Consider the following 16,629-nt stretch of genomic DNA (forward strand, 5'->3'; position numbering starts at 1 on the left):
CGGTAGCTCGTCAGGCTCATAACCTGAAGGTCGCAGGTTCAAATCCTGCTCCCGCAACCAAATCCACAAAATCAAAATACAGCCCGCTAACACAAAAATTGATCCACTGGATCAATTGCTCAACGTCTTCACCGCGTCAGGCTCAAAACCAGAAGACGCAGATTCAAGCTGCGCGGTTTCACAAAACGCTTACAAGAATTTTCATGCCCTTCGCAATTTAGTAATGTCTCCGTACTGTAAATTAAGTAAGTCTCATCGAATGGTCGTTGCTTAGCCAACACAGAAGCACAGGTCCGCAGTCTAAGGTAACAACATGCTGTCGAGTTTTGGATGGAAGTGGTTAAAGCTTTTGCTAAACCGCCAACAGAAAACTGAAGGCGATGCGCTTCGCGTGTTGTCGGATGATCTTGGCCACTATCGAAGCGTACTTGAGGTGCGCTGCGTAGACGCTGCGGGAGAAGAGATCCCTTGGTACGCATACTCGGCGATTGAATACATCGACTCGTATGATTTGAACGGAGTTCGCGTTCTGGAATATGGCAGTGGGCACTCCTCAGTGTTTTATGCAAAACGTGGCGCGATGGTCACCGCGATTGAGCATAGTCAAGGATGGTATGATGAGGTGTCAAAAACGCTGGCCCGATCAGCAGGGTTTGACATTCATCTCGCCACCGAACCCGAAACATATACCCGGCGACCTGAAGTGGCAGATGCGGATATCGTGGTGATCGATGGAATACATCGCCGTCTTTGCGCAGGGTATGTCATGGAGGAGGTAAAGGCCGGTCGAGCTGTTCCTGCGCTGATTGTCCTCGACAATTCTGAACGCTACCCAAGGGTTCTGGCTTCCCTCGATGCTGCAATGAGGTGGCCTCGTGCTGATTTCACCGATTTTGCCCCTATTAATGCGTATCGGCAGGTCACTTCGATCTATTTCAATCCCGCTCGTCAGATCTCGCGCCGTAGGGCGCCAGCTCCAATTGGCGGTTTGGGAGAGATTGCGCCGGATGACGGACCGCTTTAAGGCAGGTGTATTCGTATTACTGACTTATAAGGGTTCTCATAGGCCGAGCCAATGCGTGCCGGGGCAAAGCTGGCCTCGGCATGGGCGCGGGTCGCGCGTCCAAGGCCGCTGGGTGTGGCGGGTATGCCAGGGCACCCATCTCGCGATCGGCCACAAGATTAGGTAAGCCTCCCGTGGCAATACCAACTAGGGGCATGCCTCCGGCCCAGGCTTTGACACCCGTGTTGGGCAGATTGTCCTACAGAGAGCCCAGCGCGAAAAAGGTCAGCCTCGGCATAGACAACTTAGCTTTGCGCACCTAATGTTTCTCACCAAGGGTTAGCAGAACATGCTCTCAAATGCGAAGGGTTGTAGGGTTGAGAGATCTTTGGGGTGACGCCCAATGTCTCCGTAGTTTTGGTCACAAAAAATCAAACTTGGTTTTCTCAAGAAAATCAACTACTTAAATCGGATGCGAAGCGCGAGCCTTAGAGTGCGACCGCAGACTGCGTTCTTGGAAAAACATGCTTGTTGAGCATGCATATTCAAGTGATCTTGCGTGCAGATGTCAGTGCACTTGCAGAAAGACGGTTGAGATGAATATTCTTTTCACTTTTGACAGAAATATGATCGCGCCATTGTCGGCGGCGCTCTATTCACTTGCTGCCACAAATGTTCGAAGTGATTTGGAATTGTATCTCGTTCATGGTTTTCCCGCATGTGACGAGCTGTTTAAGCTGCAAACCTTTTGCAACGACATTGAGCTCCGCACCCAATTCATTGAAATCTCAAACTACGCGTATTCGGAGATTTGGGGCACCTTGCGGGATGAACCGCATATTTCATCGGCGGCGCTCTACCGGTGTTCTTTGGGGAGCATTCTTCCAAAGACTGTTACCCGGGTCTTGTATTTAGATTGCGATACTTTGGTACTCAGTTCTTTGGCGGAACTATATGATCGAGATCTCGGTGGCAGCATAGTTGCGGCATATCAGGTTGGCAACGCACTTCATGAGGATTTGGGCGTGGGTCCGTCACAGTATTTCAGCTCAGGCGTTATGTTGATTGATCTAAACCTCTGGCGGAAACAAAACGTCGAAAAACGTGTGTTTGAAGTTCTTACAACCATGTCCGATCGGCTTGTCTGGCATGATCAATGCGCGCTGAATATCGCACTTGCAGGACAAGTCATGGGATGCGAGCGGAGATACAATTATACATTTTATCCTACACGTTTGATCGGCGATTTTGAGGTGCCGGTTATCCTTCATTTTGCGGGTTCCGTTAAACCGTGGACTGCGCCTCTTAAGCATCCTTGGGGCGGCATCTATTGCGAAATGGCCGGGCGCACGCCTTGGGCCGAACAACTGGATTTATCGCCCGATGCTGGAATGTCACCGAAGCGCAGATATCGCCGCCATTTGCTAAGGCGCTTTGGTTTGCACTGGCTCGCCCGTCGGATTTAGCTCACGAGAAACTGTGCTTGGAACCGGCCGCAGAGTACTACTTCATCGATCTTGCCACTCGCGCGGCGGATTTGTTGCCTTTCTCTCAGGCGAATTTTTGCACTAGGATCAACCGCCTATCTTGACATAGCAGCGGACCACTTCAGTGGGTGAAGACTGAAATTCTGTCGGGTGTAGTAGTTCTATTGTATTGCCAACCCAAAAGGGTCAACTGTCGGCGGTTTCATGCTCCCGCAACCAGCAAAGTCGAACAAAACACCGAACGAGCCGCCCAAGGGCGGCTTTGCTCGTTCTCCACCGCTCGTTCAGCACCAACCCAACAATCGCCGACAAAAAAGAGAAGAAACGCGCAAAATGCGCAAGAATTGCAGCGCGCCACCAAATAATCTCAGCACCTGTCGAAATCTGAGAAAACCCGACGTCCTTGGGGTACGAACCTTAATACAGGAAGGACGATAGATGGTTTTTTCAACGACACCGATTTATGCGTTGCTAGTGGCGATGATCTGGCTCGTCTTATGGTTTCGTGTCTCGGGGATGCGGTCGGCCACGGGCCAATCCATCGGCGATGGCGGCGACATGGCGCTGATGTTGCGCGTGCGCCAACATGGAAACTGCCAGGACTGGGCGACCTTCATATTGATATTGATGATGCTGGGCGAAGGGGTCTGTACATCAGCGCTTTTCCTCAACGCGGCGGGCATTTTGCTGGTGATCGGACGAGCTGTGCATCCCTTCGGGTTGAAGATTGACAATGCCGGCCACCCGCTCCGCTATGTCGGTAATGGCACCAATGTCCTGGCCGCGCTGATCATGATGATCTGCATCGCAGCCCGGATATTCGGTCTTTGACCCATAACTTTTGAAAAGGATTATTGCTATGAAATACATGCTGTTGATCTACACTGACCCCGCGCAGGAACCGGCCTATGGCACCCGGGAGTTTGACGAGATGATGAGTGGCTTCTTTGCCGCCAATGAGCGGATGAAAGCGGATGGTGTTCTTTGCGATGGCGAGGGTCTGCAAGGGATCGAAACAGCAACCACCCTTCGGATCCGCTCCGGAAAAGCTGAAACCATGGACGGGCCCTATGCCGAAACGCGTGAGCATCTTGGCGGATACTATGTGGTTGACGTTGCCGACTTGGATGCGGCGTTGAAATACGCGGCACTGATCCCGGCCGCCAATTACGGTACCATCGAGGTCCGCCCTCTGATGGACTACAATCCGGCTGGATAACCCATGAAGAACGCCGCCCCCAAAGCGATCGCAGTTGGACATGTCATTGATGATGTGTTGCGGCGGGATCGGGGGCGGCTTCTGGCCGGCCTGATCAACCGGTTGGGTGACTTCCAACTGGCCGAGGACGCACTGCAGGAGGCCGCAATCTCGGCCGTGAAACACTGGAGCCGCAGCGGAGTTCCGGACAACCCGACCGCATGGTTGATGCGGGTTGGTCTGAACAAGGGCATCGATCGCATTCGAGCGCAACATAGGGAAGGTCGGAAAACAGCAGCCCTGGCCGTAACCCTGCCCGACTCCGTGACGGACGACCTGCCTGAGCCGATACCGGATGACCGGTTGCGTCTGATCTTCACCTGCTGCCACCCCGCGCTGGACCAGAAGTCACGCATCGCGCTGACCTTGCGCACGGTCTGCAACCTGACCACACGGGAAATCGCCGCGGCATTTTTGGACAACGACCAGGCGATGGGCCAGCGCCTGTCCCGAGCCAAGGCCAAGATTCGCGCCAAGGGGATTGGGTACTCCGTTCCCGATCCGGAAATCTGGCCGGAACGTTTGGATACGGTGTTGACGACACTGTACCTGATCTTCACCACCGGATACGTGACCGAGGATACAGGGCCGCGGGATCTCTGCCACGAAGGTATCTACCTTGCGCGGGTTCTGCGAGACCTCCGACCGGAAGAGCCCGAAATCGAAGGTGCGCTGGCCCTGATGCTATTGACCGATGCCCGCCGCCCTGCGCGTATCGACGCTGATGGCGCTATGGTGCCCGTAGAGGATCAGGACCGAACGCTTTGGCGGCAGGGTCAGATACGTGAGGCGCAGCGGCTCCTGCAAGCTGCGGTCGACCAGAGAAAACCGGGACCGTTTCAGCTCAAGGCCGCCATTGCGGATTGCCACATGATGGCGCCGGTCCCGGATTGGCGGCAGATGTCCCTGCTGTATCAGTCCCTATGGGCCTACGAGCCAACCCCGGTGGTTGCCCTGAACTGGGCCGTCGTGATGGCCGAGACAGGTCATGCCCAACTGGCCTTGGACAAGTTGGACAGCCTGCGGCCCGATCTTGACGATTTTCAGCCTTGGCACGCGGCCCGGGCGCATATTCTGCAGAAGACGGGCCGCACCGCTGCGGCGGTCGCGGCCTATCGGCAGGCCATAGAAGCGGCACCAAACCAGGCGTCCAGAAAGCTTCTGAAACAAAGACTGCGGCGGCTCGCGCACTGAGGATCTGACATGATCGGGCACCATTGCGCCGATTGCCTGAAGTGGGACTTAGCTGGTGCCTTCCGTGTGGGCCAGCATTTCCTTGCCGACTCGCCGATAGTTCACGAAGGAATTGGCGCTCATGACGACAAAGAAGCTGTCCATATCAATCATGACATAGCCCATTTCCAGAAGTTCACGGGTCAGAGCCGTGATGTCCTCCTGGTACAGCCTTCTCCGGCCACACAGTTCACGCAGCAGCTTCTGCGGGATGCGATACCGGCCCGAGGCCTTTCCTCCGAATTCCCTGGTATAGAGACCGGCCAGGGTTTCGGCGGCATTCGTGAAGTCAGACATTCTATATCTCATGTAATTTTGTCTATAGACAAAAATTTATCACCTATATAAAGGAACGACAACCCAATTGAATGGCCAAGGCATGGACGGAAACGTAGACATTCCCTCAACCGACGAAGAGCTTTCGCTTCGGATCAAGGAAGCGGTCGAGCAGTCCAATGCGTCCGAGCTTGAGGCGCTTCTGAATCCGCTGACCAGCAGCGAAGCTCTGCGCGAAGTTCTTCAGCTGACACCGGCTGAGCGCGATACCGTTCTGGAGATCGTGCCCGTTGGACTTGCCGCGGAACTGGTCGAAGAAGCGCCAAACGAGATGGCGGTCGAGCTTGTGGAACGCCTCAAGCCCGAGCGTGCTGCCGAGATCATCGAACAGCTTGATTCGGACATTCAGGCCGACGTTATCGGCGAGTTGGATACGCCGGATGCCGAGGCCATCTTGTCCGAAATGGACGCCGAAGAGGCTGCGGATGTCCGCCTGCTCAGCACGTTCGAGGATGACACCGCTGGCGGTCTGATGATGACCGAGGTGTTCAAGTTCCGCGACACGCAGACCGTTGGCAATGTCCTGCGCGAACTTGCTTCGGACGACGAGGATTTTGAAAGGTATCGCGGGCAGCACCCCTATATCGTCGATTCCGAGGGGCGCGCGGTGGGCGTGGTATCGCTGCGCAGCCTGCTGACCGCCAAGCGCAGCGAAAAGCTGACAAGCATCATGGTTCCACCTCTGACCGTGACCGTGGATACCCCGTTGGAACAGCTGGAAGACGTGTTCAACGATCATCCTTTCCTGGGGGTGCCGGTGGTTTATGCCGACGGAGTCCTGGCGGGTGTCGTGTCCCGCACGGCGGTGGCAGAAGCCACTCTGGAACGCTCGGAAAGTGAAAGCCTCAAACGTCAGGGTGTGGTTGGCGACGAGTTGCGCTCGATGCCTTTGTCGGTGCGGTCCCGTCGCCGGCTGGCCTGGCTTGCGGCCAACATCGTACTCAACATCATCGCGGCCAGCGTGATCTCGGCCTACGAAGAAACACTGGCCGCCGTGATTGCGCTGGCCATCTTCCTGCCGATGGTATCGGACATGAGCGGCTGTTCCGGCAACCAGGCCGTTGGCGTCACCATGCGCGAATTGAGCCTTGGATTGGTACGGCCGCAAGATGCCATGCGGGTCTGGATCAAGGAGATTTCGGTCGGGGTCATCAATGGGATCGCGCTGGGTATTCTGATCGGGCTGGTCGCGTGGTTCTGGAAAGGCAATCCGGCTCTGGGTCTGGTGATTGGTACTGCGCTGGCACTCAATACGATGCTGGCAGTATCCATCGGCGGTGTTGTTCCTTTGCTGCTGAAGCGGATCGGACAGGACCCGGCCGCCGCAAGTGGCCCGCTGTTGACCACGATTACGGACATGGCCGGCTTCTTCTTCGTGCTCAGCCTTGCAACCCTTCTGATGCCCTGGCTGGTGTGATTATGGCAAACGTTTCCGACAAGGGTCAGCCGCAGATGCCGAAGGTCATTGGTTGGATGGAATACATCGACCTTCCCGACCTGCCATTGAACGACATCAAGGCCAAGATCGACACTGGCGCCCGCACGTCAGCGCTGCATGCAACCGACATTCGGCGGTTTCAACGGGACGGACATCACTGGGTGTCCTTCCTGACGGAGGTGCCGGGTGGAGAAGGCATGGTCCGTATCGAGGCTCCGATCAAGGAACGGCGCAACATCAAGAACACCAGCGGAATTCCTGAAAACAGGATCGTCATCCGAACCACCATCCGGTTGGGCGACGAAACCTGGCCGCTGGATCTGTCTCTGACCGATCGCACGAACATGACCTTTCAGATGATCGTGGGCCGGGCGGCGCTGAAGAACCACGCGATCGCCGTTCACACCAAGCGCGCGCATCTGTTGCGCGGCAAACCAAAACACCAGGACAAAGGGGATTTGTCATGAAGATTGCCATGCTGGCGCGCAATGCCAACCTGTACACGCACCGCCGCCTCAAGGAAGCGGCCGAGGAGCGTGGGCATCAGCTCGACATCATCGACACCCTGCGGTGCTACATGAACATCGCAACCCGTCGCCCCGAGATCTATTACAACGGCGAAAAGCTGACGGGGTATGACGCGGTGATTCCGCGGATCGGTGCCTCGGTCACCTTCTACGGAACCGCAGTGCTGCGTCAGTTCGAAATGATGGGTGTTTACCCGTTGAACGAAAGCGTCGCCATCGGCCGGTCGCGCGACAAGCTGCGGTCGATGCAGTTGCTGGCCCGCGACGGTGTCGGCCTGCCCGTCACAACCTTTGCTCACGACCCCAAACAGACCGACGAGGTGCTGAGACTGGCCGGTGGCGCGCCCATCGTCATCAAGCTGCTGGAAGGGACGCAAGGCATCGGTGTCGTTCTGGCCGATACGGACCGGTCCGCCAAATCGGTTGTCGAGGCGTTCCGCGGTGCGGGTGTGAACATCCTGCTGCAGGAGTTCATCAAGGAAGCCGGAGGAACCGACATTCGGGCCATCGTGGTGGGCGGAAAGGTTGTCGCTGCGATGAAACGCACCGGCGCCGAGGGCGATTTCCGCTCGAACCTGCATCGCGGCGGTTCGGCCAAGGTGGTCAAGCTGACACCGGAAGAGCGTGCAACGGCCGTTCGCGCGGCCAAGTCGATGGGCCTGAATGCCTGCGGCGTCGACATGCTGCGCGCCAACCACGGCGCTGTGGTGATGGAGGTCAATTCCTCGCCGGGTCTGGAGGGTGTGGAAAAAGCCACGGGTCTGGATATTGCCGGAAAGATGATCGAGTTCCTGGAAAAGAACGCAAAAGCCGGGGCCACCAAGACCAAGGGCAAAGGGTAACGGCATGGCAAAGCGGCAGCCATTCACGATCGGCCACGCCACTGTGGCGCCGGGATCGCGGCTTACCGTGGATCTGCCGGTCAGCGTTCTGTCGGACCATACCCCGGTGACCATGTCCGCGCATGTGGTGCATGGCCGACAGAACGGACCCACCGTCTTTGTCAGTGGTGGGGTGCATGGTGATGAGGTGATCGGCGTCGAGATCATTCGCCGTCTGTTGCGTGCGCCCAACTTGGCGACATTGAAAGGCACGCTGATCGCGGTGCCGATCGTGAATGCGTTCGGCTTCATCAACCATTCCCGCTATCTGCCCGACCGCCGCGACCTGAACCGGGTGTTTCCCGGCAGCGAGAACGGGTCGCTGGCCTCGCGGCTGGCGCATCTGTTCATGACAGAAATCGTCGCCCGCTCGGATCTGGGGATCGATCTGCATTCGGCGGCGATCCATCGCACGAACTATCCGCAGATCCGGATCTCGCCCGACAACCCTCGGACCAAGGAACTGGCCAGCGTTTTCGGAGCACCGATCGTCATCCAATCGCCTCTGCGCGACGGCTCATTGCGCGGCGCGGCGAAGGCGCAGGGGAAAGATATCCTGTTGTACGAAGCGGGCGAGGGTCTTCGCCTGGATGAACTGTCGATCCGCGCGGGACTTGCTGGCATTCTGCGGGTGCTGAGGCACATGGGGATGGTTCCCGCCAAGCGGATTTCCAAGCCCAAAGCGGCACCGCAGTTCTGTTCGTCAAGCAAGTGGTTGCGTGCCCCGATGGGTGGAATCCTTCGGATCTACAAAGCCGACGGTGAACTGGTTCGCAAAGGTGATCTGCTGGGTGCCGTATCGGACCCGTTCGGCGAAGCCAGCGAGGACATCATCGCTCCGTTCGACGGCCTGATCGTCGGGCGCGCGGTCATGCCCGTGGTAAATGAGGGCGATGCCGTGTTTCACCTGGGGCGGGTCGGGTCCGTGGAAAAGGCCGAAGACTCGATGGAAGATATCAACGCGCAGCTGGAAGACGATCCCATGTTCGACGAGGACGAGATCATCTGAACGGTCCGACACGGATAAGAGGCTGGCAATCCAGACACTTGGGGCGGCCTTGGCCGCCCTTCGTTTATCCCAGGCGTTTCTTGAACCTGAGCGTCGCGGCCAGCATCCCAAGGACGGCAAACCCGATCATCCACAGGATGTCACCGCGCAGAGCGTAAAGCGTTGCATCCCGCAGAACCACGCCGCGGATCATGTCCATGAAATGGGTGGCCGGCAGCACTTGGGCGATCACCTGAACCGGCTTGGGCATTCCGTCGAACGGGAACATGAACCCCGACATCAGGATCGAGGGCAGCAGAACGAAAATCGTCATCTGCATGGACTGCAGCTGGTTCTGGGCCAGCGTCGAGATCACTAGGCCAAGCGACAGGCTGGCGATGATGAACAGAAGCGTTACCACCAGCAGCGGGATCATCCCTCCGTTTATGGGGACGTCGAACAGGAAATGTCCCAGCCCGAGGATGATCGCGACCTGCAGCAAACCCAGGAAGATGTAGGGAATGATCTTGCCGATCATCAGCTCGATGGATTTGACCGGGGTGTTGATCAGCATCTCCATGTTCCCCCGCTCGCGCTCTCGGACGATGGCGGCCGAGGTGAACAGGATCATGGTCATGGTCAGGATGACGCCCACAAGGCCGGGAACGATGTTCACCGCCGATCGTTGCTCGGGATTGAAATACAGCGTGACCTCGAAGGTCGGGACCTGACGGTTTGGTGGCTGTCGCAGCAATTCGGTCAGTGGCATGCTGCGCAGGGATTTGATAGCGCTGGCCACCATGGTGTCCGACCCGTCCACGATCCAATGAGCCACGGGGCGGCTGGATGTCTGGTTGGTGGCGTTGGGCAGGCCCAGTCCGATGGACGGGCTTCGGGCAAGCCGGTCATCGACGTCGGGCGGAATGATGAACGCGGCGCGCACGGTGGATTCGGTGATCGCCTGCTCCGCTTCTTCCGGGGTCGCGAAGACCTCGGTGATGGTCACGACCTGCGTAGCCTGAACGATCTGAGCTAAGGTCCGGGACAGCGACGAGTCGGCCTGATCCACGATCCCGACCGGTATATGGCGGATGTTCGTGTTGATTGCGTATCCGAACAACAGCAGCTGGATCAGCGGGATCATGACGACCATGGCAAAGGTCATCCGGTCACGCCGCAGTTGCAGCAGCTCTTTCTTGAGAACGGCGGTGATGCGGCGGAGCGATTTCATTGGGCGGGCCCCTTCGTCGCGCTGACGAACACGTCTTCGAGATTGGGGCGCTGCACGGACATCGCCAGGTTGGGAAAGTCGGACAGGCGCGACGTGATCATCGCCATCGGATCGTTTTCCGACTTGTCCACCAGTACGCGCAATCGGGCACCCACCTGCGCCGTCGACAGCACCTTGGGCGTGTCGTCCAGTAGGTGTTTGACCTGCCGCAGACCCTCGCCTTCGGCCTCGATCACGGTGGCGTTCAGGTCTTCCATCAGTTGCCGGGGCGATCCATCCGCCTTTTTCACCCCATGCTCGAGGATGGCCAGCTTGTGACACCGTTCCGCCTCGTCCATGAAATGCGTGGACACGATCATCGTCGCGCCCTGATCGACCAGGTCGAACAGCTGTTCCCAGAAAGACCGGCGGGTTTCGGGGTCGACGGCCGATGTCGGCTCGTCCAAAAACAACAGCTTGGGGCCGTGCAGCACCGTCGCGGCCAGCGCCAGTTTCTGCCGCTGCCCGCCGCTCATGCTGCCGCTCAGTTGATTGGCGTTTTCGGTCAGGTCGTAGGTTGTCAGCAGTTCGTCGATCCGGTCGGCGGATTTGCGGCGCGGCATTCCGTAGATCTCGGCGGCAAAGCGCAGGTTCTCCAGCACCGTCATGTCGCGGTAATACGAAAAGATCTGCGTCATGTACCCGATTTCATTCTTCAGCGGCTCGGCGTATTGCGGCATTGGTCGGCCCAGCACCGAGACGGATCCGCTGCTGGGCGTCAGCAGTCCGGTCAGCATTCGCATCGTCGTTGTCTTGCCGCAGCCGTTCGGGCCCAGAAACCCATAGATCTGACCCTGGCGTATCTCCAGGTCCAGGTTGCTGACGGCTGTCTTTTCCTTGAAACGGCGCGTCAGACCCTGGGTCGAGACCACCAGATCACTCATGGCATCTTCACCTGAACGGGAACGCCCGCAGGCAGATCTCGGGCGGTTTCCGGCAGGTCGATTTCTGCCAGATAGACCAACCGCGTCCGATCATCCTTGTTCAACCCGTAGTAGGGGGTGAAGGACGGGTCGTCGCTGACCCATCGCACGGTGCCCGTCAGAGGTTGGTCCAGCCCGTCGACCCGAACCTCGAGAGAGTCTCCGGGTGCGATGTCCACCCGGCTGGGTTCGGGGACATAGACGCGGGCGTAAGGGGCCGCGCCGGACACCAGCACCGCGACCGGACTGCCCTGGGCGACCCGTTCCCCCAGGTTCCAGGGCAGGGAATCCAGGATGCCGTCCCGTGTCGCAACAACCGTCAGGTCATCCAGAACGGTCTGCTCGGCGGCAACCGCCGCTTCGGCCGCCCGCACATTGGCCCGGGCCACCGACAGATCTTCGGGGCGGGTTCCGTTTTCCAGTTCTTTCAGGGACTCCCGAGCGCTTTCCAGTGCCGCCCGAGCGGAATCGCGTGCGGCAATATCCTGATCCAGGCGCGCCTGGCTGACGACCGAGTTGACGACCAGCTGGGAATTCCTCTGATACACGGCTTCTGCGTCCAGCAGACGCGCCTCGGCCCCGGCGACGTTGGCGCGCGCGATCGCTATCTCCTCCTCGCGCGGACCGACTTCCAGTTTCAGCAGCGTGGCCTGCGATTTCTCCAGTTCCGCCTGCGCGAGGTTCAGCTTCGCGGTCTGCAGATCCGTGTCAAACCTGACCAGCACGTCGCCGACCTTGACCGGAGACCCTTCTGCAACAGGCAGTTCCACGATGATCTCATTGGCCGTTGCCGTCAGTGCGACCCGGTCCCGCGCCAGAACTCCCAGCGCGGTGCCGGTGTTCTGGCCCGAACATCGGTCCAGCAACGCAGCAGGGAGAATGGCCATGACCAGCAGCGGAATCGGCAGGGACACATTCATCAAATCATCGTCTCCTTGGTCGGGGCGGTTTGGTATCGGTGTCAATTTCTGCCCCGACTCAAAGGTTTAACAGAGGACGGAGAAATCACAAAAGCCGAACCGAATGGGCCAATACCAAGCCACTCAAGGACGCCCAGGCAGCAAACTCAAGAGATTGGTCCCGCACGCGATCGGCTGAGTGCCTTCGTGACCGCGTTGCAATGTTGGGCCAAAACACGGGCGCGCTCAGGCCGCAATTAATCCTTGCAACCGGTTGCAAAAAAGAACATGCTCCCGCCAGAAATATACCCAGAGGTCACAATGCTCAGAATCGGATTGCTTGGAGCAGGGCGCATCGGAACCGTCCACGCGCAAGCCATTTCGGACCACCCGGACAGCACGCTTGTTGCGGTTTCGGACGCTATGGAAGACGCCGCCGCACGTCTGGCGCAAGCGCATGGAGCCGTGGCGCGCACGTCGGAGGACATCATCGCCGACCCGGATATCGACGCGGTGCTGATCGCCACGCCGACGGATACGCATTCGGACCTCATCGAGGCGGCGACGGCGGCGGGCAAGGCCGTTCTGTGCGAAAAGCCGGTCGATCTGGACCTGAACCGCGCCCTCGCCTGCCAGCAAGCCGTGGCAGGTACCGGTCAACCGGTCATGATCGGGTTCAATCGGCGTTTCGATCCGGGGTTTGGCGCATTGAAATCCGCCGTTCAGTCCGGCGAGATCGGAAGCCCCGAATTGCTGTCGATCACTTCTTTTGATCCGGCGCCGCCCCCGATTTCCTATGTCAAAGTATCGGGCGGATTATTTCGGGACATGACGATACATGATTTCGACCTCGCCAATTTCATCATGGGTGACGTACCCGTCACTGTTTCGGCCGTTGGCACATCGACCGTGGACCCCGCCATCGCCGAGGCGGGGGATGTGGACACAGCCGTCGTCACCATGACCTACAAGGACGGTCGGATCGCCGTCATCAAGAATTCTCGCCGGGCCGTATACGGCTATGATCAACGGGTCGAGGTCTTGGGGTCCGGCGGGCTGCTGCAGGCGCGCAACGTGCTCGAGAACAACCTGGTGAAATCCACGTCCGACGGCGTGATCAGTGCCAAGCCGACCTACTTCTTTCTCGAACGCTACATGCCTGCCTATCGGGCGGAATGGGATGCGTTCGTGACTGCGGTCAAGACCGGATCCGCCGTGCCGGTGACGTTGGAAGACGGCGTCGCAGCGCTGGCCCTGGCCGAAGCTGCGACCCGATCGGCCAGGACGGGTATTCCGGTAAAGCTGGAGGAAATTTTGAAACCGGTTGCAAAATGACGTGAAGTATTGAAACTGAAACGGCCCCGATGCGTATCGGTGCGACAGAGATTCGGCCTTGCCGGATGAATGGGTCCAGGACCCGGACAAGACAAAAATCTGTCCTAGTGGGAGGAAACGTAATGAACAAATTTTTCAAAGGTGCTTTGGCCGCCGGCGCGCTGGCGCTGGCCACTCCGGCCTTTGCGCAGGACATCGTCGTGGTATCGCACGGCCAGGCGAATGACGCGTTCTGGAACGTGGTCAAGAACGGGGTCGAGCAGGCCGGCACGGATATGGGCGTAAACGTCGAGTACCGTGCGCCCGAAACCTTCGACATGGTTGCCATGTCGCAGTTGATCGACGCTGCCGTAAACCAGGAGCCCGACGGGCTGATCGTCTCGATCCCGGACGCCGACGCGCTTGGCCCCTCGATCGAACGCGCGGTTGCCGCGGGTATCCCGGTGATCTCGATGAACTCGGGCTCGGACGTGTCCAAGAAGCTGGGCGCGGCGCTGCATGTGGGTCAGGATGAATTCGACGCCGGCAAGGCCGCCGGTGAGAAGCTGGCCGAGATGGGCGGCAAGAACGCGATCTGTGTGAACCACGAGGTTGGCAACGTCGCGCTGGACCTGCGCTGCGCGGGCTTTGCTGAAGGCTTTGGCGGCAATGTGACCGTTCTGCCGACGTCCAACGATCCGTCCGAGATCGAGTCGAAAGTGTCGGCGGCTCTGGCTTCGGATGAAAGCGTCGATACCGTGATGGCGCTGGGCGCAAGCTCGGCCGGTGAGCCCACAGTGGCCGCCGTCAAAGGGTCGGGGCGCGACGTGAACGTGGCTTCGTTCGACCTGTCGGCCAACTTCCTGCAGTCGATCGTCGATGGTGACGCGGCCTTTGCGGTAGACCAGCAGCAGTATCTGCAGGGTTACCTGCCGGTCGTGTTTATGGCGCTGAACGCCAAGTACGGCCTGATGCCGGGCGGCAACGTGCCCTCGGGTCCGAACCTGATCACCGCCGACAAGGCCGGTCAGGTGGTCGAGCTGTCCGCTCAGGGCATCCGCTGATACCGGCGGGCTGAAAATCGGGGCGGCGTCAGGGCGCCGCCCCTGCCAAACGGGAGGAAACCATGACCGAGTCTGCACAAGCGGCGATGGACGAACGGATCAAGAAGGAACCGTTCCTGACCAAGCTGATGAAGCGGCCCGAACTGGGGGCCATCGCAGGGGCGATCCTTGTCTTCATCTTCTTCGCCATCACGGCCGATGAATCGATGTTCACGCTTGCCGGCATCATGAACTTCATGACCCCGGCCGCCCAACTGGGTATTCTGGCCATCGGCGCGGCGCTGCTGATGATCGGGGGCGAGTTTGACCTGTCGATCGGCTCCATGGTGGCCTTTGCCGGCCTGTTCTTTGGGGTCTGCGTGGTGACCTGGCAGCTGCCCCTGGTCGCCGCGATCCCGATGACTTTTGTTTTTGCGGCCTTTGTCGGGGCAATCAACGGCACCATCGTCATCCGCTCGGGCCTGCCATCCTTCATCGTGACGCTGGCCTTTCTGTTCATTCTCCGCGGCCTGTCCCTGGTGGGGCTCAAGGCCGCCACCGGCGGGTCGACCCAGCTGCGCGGCGTGCGCGATCAGGTCGAAAATGACTGGCTCGCGCCGTTCTTTTCCGGCGAAGCCTTCGGCAGCCTGTTTACCTGGCTGGCCGAAAAGGGCTTGATCGACACGTTCAAAAGCGGCGCGCCCAAAGTGCCGGGTGTCCCGGTTGAAATCCTGTGGTTCGTGGCCTTCGCCATTGCCGCCACCTATGTTCTGCTGCGCACCCCGGCCGGCAACTGGATCTTCGCCTCGGGCGGCGACCGGGTTGCGGCGTCGAACTCGGGCGTACCGGTGAACCGGGTCAAGATTTCACTGTTCATGCTGACTGCCTGTTGTGCCGCGCTGGTGGCGATCATCACCGTGATCGACGCAGGCTCGACCGATGCGCGGCGCGGCTTCCAGAAGGAATTCGAGGCGATCATCGCCGCGGTGATCGGTGGCTGTTTGCTGACCGGCGGGTATGGCTCGGCCATCGGGGCGTTTTTCGGGGCGATCATCTTCGGCATGGTGGTCATCGGCCTGACCTATACCGATTTCGATCAGGACTGGTTCCAGGTGTTCCTAGGGGCGATGCTGCTGATCGCTGTTCTGTTCAACAACGCGATCCGCAAACGCGTAACCGGGGAGCGCTGACATGACCGAAGATACCAAGTTCCATCACGGCGATGCGGTCAAGGACGTGGCCCCGGTCGTCGAAATGAAAGAGATCGAAAAGCATTTCGGCAACATCATTGCGCTGGCGGGCGTCAGTTTCGACGTCAAGCCGGGTGAATGCCACTGCCTGCTGGGTGACAACGGGGCGGGCAAATCGACCTTCATCAAGACGATGTCGGGCGTGCACAAACCCACCAAGGGCGAGATCTATTTCGAAGGTCAGCCGATGTCCTTCGACACGCCCCGCGACGCGATGGAGGCGGGCATCGCCACCGTGTTCCAGGACCTGGCGATGATCCCGCTGATGAGCGTCACGCGCAATTTCTTCATGGGGCGCGAGCCGACCAAGGGGAAAGGTTTGTTGAAACGGTTCGACATCGAGCACGCCAACGAGGTCTGCATGGAAGAGATGCGCAAGATGGGCATCAACCTGCGCGGCCCCGATCAGGCGGTGGGAACCCTGTCGGGGGGCGAGCGTCAGACCGTGGCGATTGCCCGTGCGGTCTATTTCGGCGCCAAGATCCTGATCCTGGACGAACCGACCTCGGCGTTGGGCGTGCGGCAGACCTCGAACGTGCTGGCTACCATCGACAAGGTGCGCCACCAGGGCATCGGTGTGGTCTTCATCAGCCACAACGTCCGCCACGCGTTGGCCGTGGGCGACCGGTTCACGGTTCTGAACCGCGGCAAGACGCTGGGCACCGCCCGGCGCGGTGAGATCTCGCCCGAAGAGCTGCAGGACATGATGGCCGGCGGGCAGGAGATGGCCGAGCTGGAAGGGTCGCTGGGCGGCACCGTCTGAAGGTTTCTCCCCGGTG

18 protein-coding genes are annotated in these 16,629 nt (G+C 59.2%); 14 read left to right on the top strand and 4 right to left on the bottom strand.

The window, feature by feature from the left end:
* The 6 genes from GOW72_RS18895 to GOW72_RS15505 form a co-directional block, all read left to right on the top strand.
* Window positions 1-221: hypothetical protein (locus tag GOW72_RS18895; RefSeq protein ID WP_217358178.1), on the top strand; the 221-nt coding region annotated here is incomplete at its 5' end.
* A 92-nt stretch (window positions 222-313) separates the two neighbouring features.
* The gene (locus GOW72_RS15485) at window positions 314-1,024 is read left to right on the top strand and encodes a hypothetical protein (protein ID WP_170367473.1); all 711 of its coding nucleotides are present in this window, start codon (window positions 314-316) and stop codon (window positions 1,022-1,024) included.
* 575 nt (window positions 1,025-1,599) lie between these two features.
* Complete coding sequence (locus GOW72_RS15490; RefSeq protein ID WP_170367474.1) at window positions 1,600-2,469, top strand: glycosyltransferase family 8 protein; 870 nt, start codon at window positions 1,600-1,602, stop codon at window positions 2,467-2,469.
* 459 nt (window positions 2,470-2,928) lie between these two features.
* Complete coding sequence (locus GOW72_RS15495) at window positions 2,929-3,321, top strand: MAPEG family protein (RefSeq protein WP_170367475.1); 393 nt, start codon at window positions 2,929-2,931, stop codon at window positions 3,319-3,321.
* 37 nt (window positions 3,322-3,358) lie between these two features.
* The gene (locus GOW72_RS15500) at window positions 3,359-3,709 is read left to right on the top strand and encodes a YciI family protein (RefSeq protein WP_244952460.1); all 351 of its coding nucleotides are present in this window, start codon (window positions 3,359-3,361) and stop codon (window positions 3,707-3,709) included.
* A gap of 3 nt (window positions 3,710-3,712) precedes the next feature.
* Window positions 3,713-4,942, top strand: coding sequence for an RNA polymerase sigma factor (locus GOW72_RS15505; RefSeq protein ID WP_170367476.1), 1,230 nt, complete (start codon window positions 3,713-3,715; stop codon window positions 4,940-4,942).
* Window positions 4,943-4,990: 48 nt separating this feature from the next.
* On the opposite strand, the gene GOW72_RS15510 is transcribed toward GOW72_RS15505, so the two are convergent.
* Window positions 4,991-5,278 carry a hypothetical protein gene (locus GOW72_RS15510; protein ID WP_170589195.1) on the bottom strand — a complete coding sequence of 96 codons (288 nt, stop codon included), beginning with the start codon at window positions 5,276-5,278 and terminating at the stop codon, window positions 4,991-4,993.
* A gap of 82 nt (window positions 5,279-5,360) precedes the next feature.
* On the opposite strand from GOW72_RS15510, the gene mgtE reads away from it, so the two are divergent.
* Genes mgtE through GOW72_RS15530 form a run of 4 tightly spaced genes read left to right on the top strand, consistent with a single transcriptional unit; the run spans window position 5,361 to window position 9,172 of the window.
* The gene (gene mgtE / locus GOW72_RS15515) at window positions 5,361-6,734 is read left to right on the top strand and encodes a magnesium transporter (protein ID WP_170367478.1); all 1,374 of its coding nucleotides are present in this window, start codon (window positions 5,361-5,363) and stop codon (window positions 6,732-6,734) included.
* 2 nt (window positions 6,735-6,736) lie between these two features.
* A complete protein-coding gene (locus GOW72_RS15520; RefSeq protein ID WP_170367479.1) occupies window positions 6,737-7,222 on the top strand; it encodes an ATP-dependent zinc protease family protein in 486 nt (161 codons plus the stop codon).
* A complete protein-coding gene (gene rimK / locus GOW72_RS15525; protein ID WP_093963715.1) occupies window positions 7,219-8,124 on the top strand; it encodes a 30S ribosomal protein S6--L-glutamate ligase in 906 nt (301 codons plus the stop codon). Before GOW72_RS15520 ends, rimK begins: the two co-directional genes overlap by 4 nt.
* A gap of 4 nt (window positions 8,125-8,128) precedes the next feature.
* Window positions 8,129-9,172 carry a succinylglutamate desuccinylase/aspartoacylase family protein gene (locus tag GOW72_RS15530; protein WP_170367480.1) on the top strand — a complete coding sequence of 348 codons (1,044 nt, stop codon included), beginning with the start codon at window positions 8,129-8,131 and terminating at the stop codon, window positions 9,170-9,172.
* A gap of 64 nt (window positions 9,173-9,236) precedes the next feature.
* Here the strand turns inward: GOW72_RS15530 and GOW72_RS15535 are convergent, their stop codons facing one another.
* The 3 genes from GOW72_RS15535 to GOW72_RS15545 are packed head-to-tail and all read right to left on the bottom strand — an operon-like array spanning window position 9,237 to window position 12,264.
* Entirely contained in the window at window positions 9,237-10,382 is a 1,146-nt protein-coding gene (locus tag GOW72_RS15535) for an ABC transporter permease (RefSeq protein ID WP_170367481.1), read from the bottom strand.
* Entirely contained in the window at window positions 10,379-11,305 is a 927-nt protein-coding gene (locus tag GOW72_RS15540; protein WP_170367482.1) for an ABC transporter ATP-binding protein, read from the bottom strand. Before GOW72_RS15540 ends, GOW72_RS15535 begins: the two co-directional genes overlap by 4 nt.
* Entirely contained in the window at window positions 11,302-12,264 is a 963-nt protein-coding gene (locus tag GOW72_RS15545; protein WP_244952461.1) for an HlyD family secretion protein, read from the bottom strand. Before GOW72_RS15545 ends, GOW72_RS15540 begins: the two co-directional genes overlap by 4 nt.
* 300 nt (window positions 12,265-12,564) lie before the next feature.
* Here GOW72_RS15545 and iolG point away from each other — a divergent pair, with 300 nt between their 5' ends.
* From iolG to GOW72_RS15565, 4 genes are all read left to right on the top strand, one after another.
* Complete coding sequence (gene iolG / locus GOW72_RS15550) at window positions 12,565-13,578, top strand: inositol 2-dehydrogenase (protein ID WP_170367483.1); 1,014 nt, start codon at window positions 12,565-12,567, stop codon at window positions 13,576-13,578.
* Window positions 13,579-13,700: 122 nt separating this feature from the next.
* A complete protein-coding gene (locus GOW72_RS15555) occupies window positions 13,701-14,621 on the top strand; it encodes a sugar ABC transporter substrate-binding protein (RefSeq protein ID WP_170343203.1) in 921 nt (306 codons plus the stop codon).
* Window positions 14,622-14,683: 62 nt separating this feature from the next.
* Window positions 14,684-15,790 (top strand): ABC transporter permease, encoded by a 1,107-nt coding sequence (locus GOW72_RS15560; protein ID WP_170367484.1) that lies wholly within the window; start codon window positions 14,684-14,686, stop codon window positions 15,788-15,790.
* Between the two features lies 1 nt (window position 15,791).
* Window positions 15,792-16,613 (top strand): ATP-binding cassette domain-containing protein, encoded by an 822-nt coding sequence (locus GOW72_RS15565; protein WP_093963708.1) that lies wholly within the window; start codon window positions 15,792-15,794, stop codon window positions 16,611-16,613.
* Window positions 16,614-16,629 lie beyond the last annotated feature (16 nt).

The sequence above is a fragment of the Ruegeria arenilitoris genome (assembly GCF_013032855.1).
In the GTDB taxonomy this organism is placed as follows: domain Bacteria; phylum Pseudomonadota; class Alphaproteobacteria; order Rhodobacterales; family Rhodobacteraceae; genus Ruegeria; species Ruegeria arenilitoris.

Coding starts and splice junctions, on each gene's coding strand:
- GOW72_RS15485 (WP_170367473.1), top strand. CDS start 314: ATGCTGTCGAGTTTTGGATGGAAGTGGTTAAAGCTTTTGCTAAACCGC.
- GOW72_RS15490 (WP_170367474.1), top strand. CDS start 1,600: ATGAATATTCTTTTCACTTTTGACAGAAATATGATCGCGCCATTGTCG.
- GOW72_RS15495 (WP_170367475.1), top strand. CDS start 2,929: ATGGTTTTTTCAACGACACCGATTTATGCGTTGCTAGTGGCGATGATC.
- GOW72_RS15500 (WP_244952460.1), top strand. CDS start 3,359: ATGCTGTTGATCTACACTGACCCCGCGCAGGAACCGGCCTATGGCACC.
- GOW72_RS15505 (WP_170367476.1), top strand. CDS start 3,713: ATGAAGAACGCCGCCCCCAAAGCGATCGCAGTTGGACATGTCATTGAT.
- GOW72_RS15510 (WP_170589195.1), bottom strand. CDS start 5,278: ATGTCTGACTTCACGAATGCCGCCGAAACCCTGGCCGGTCTCTATACC.
- mgtE (WP_170367478.1), top strand. CDS start 5,361: ATGGACGGAAACGTAGACATTCCCTCAACCGACGAAGAGCTTTCGCTT.
- GOW72_RS15520 (WP_170367479.1), top strand. CDS start 6,737: ATGGCAAACGTTTCCGACAAGGGTCAGCCGCAGATGCCGAAGGTCATT.
- rimK (WP_093963715.1), top strand. CDS start 7,219: ATGAAGATTGCCATGCTGGCGCGCAATGCCAACCTGTACACGCACCGC.
- GOW72_RS15530 (WP_170367480.1), top strand. CDS start 8,129: ATGGCAAAGCGGCAGCCATTCACGATCGGCCACGCCACTGTGGCGCCG.
- GOW72_RS15535 (WP_170367481.1), bottom strand. CDS start 10,382: ATGAAATCGCTCCGCCGCATCACCGCCGTTCTCAAGAAAGAGCTGCTG.
- GOW72_RS15540 (WP_170367482.1), bottom strand. CDS start 11,305: ATGAGTGATCTGGTGGTCTCGACCCAGGGTCTGACGCGCCGTTTCAAG.
- GOW72_RS15545 (WP_244952461.1), bottom strand. CDS start 12,264: ATGAATGTGTCCCTGCCGATTCCGCTGCTGGTCATGGCCATTCTCCCT.
- iolG (WP_170367483.1), top strand. CDS start 12,565: ATGCTCAGAATCGGATTGCTTGGAGCAGGGCGCATCGGAACCGTCCAC.
- GOW72_RS15555 (WP_170343203.1), top strand. CDS start 13,701: ATGAACAAATTTTTCAAAGGTGCTTTGGCCGCCGGCGCGCTGGCGCTG.
- GOW72_RS15560 (WP_170367484.1), top strand. CDS start 14,684: ATGACCGAGTCTGCACAAGCGGCGATGGACGAACGGATCAAGAAGGAA.
- GOW72_RS15565 (WP_093963708.1), top strand. CDS start 15,792: ATGACCGAAGATACCAAGTTCCATCACGGCGATGCGGTCAAGGACGTG.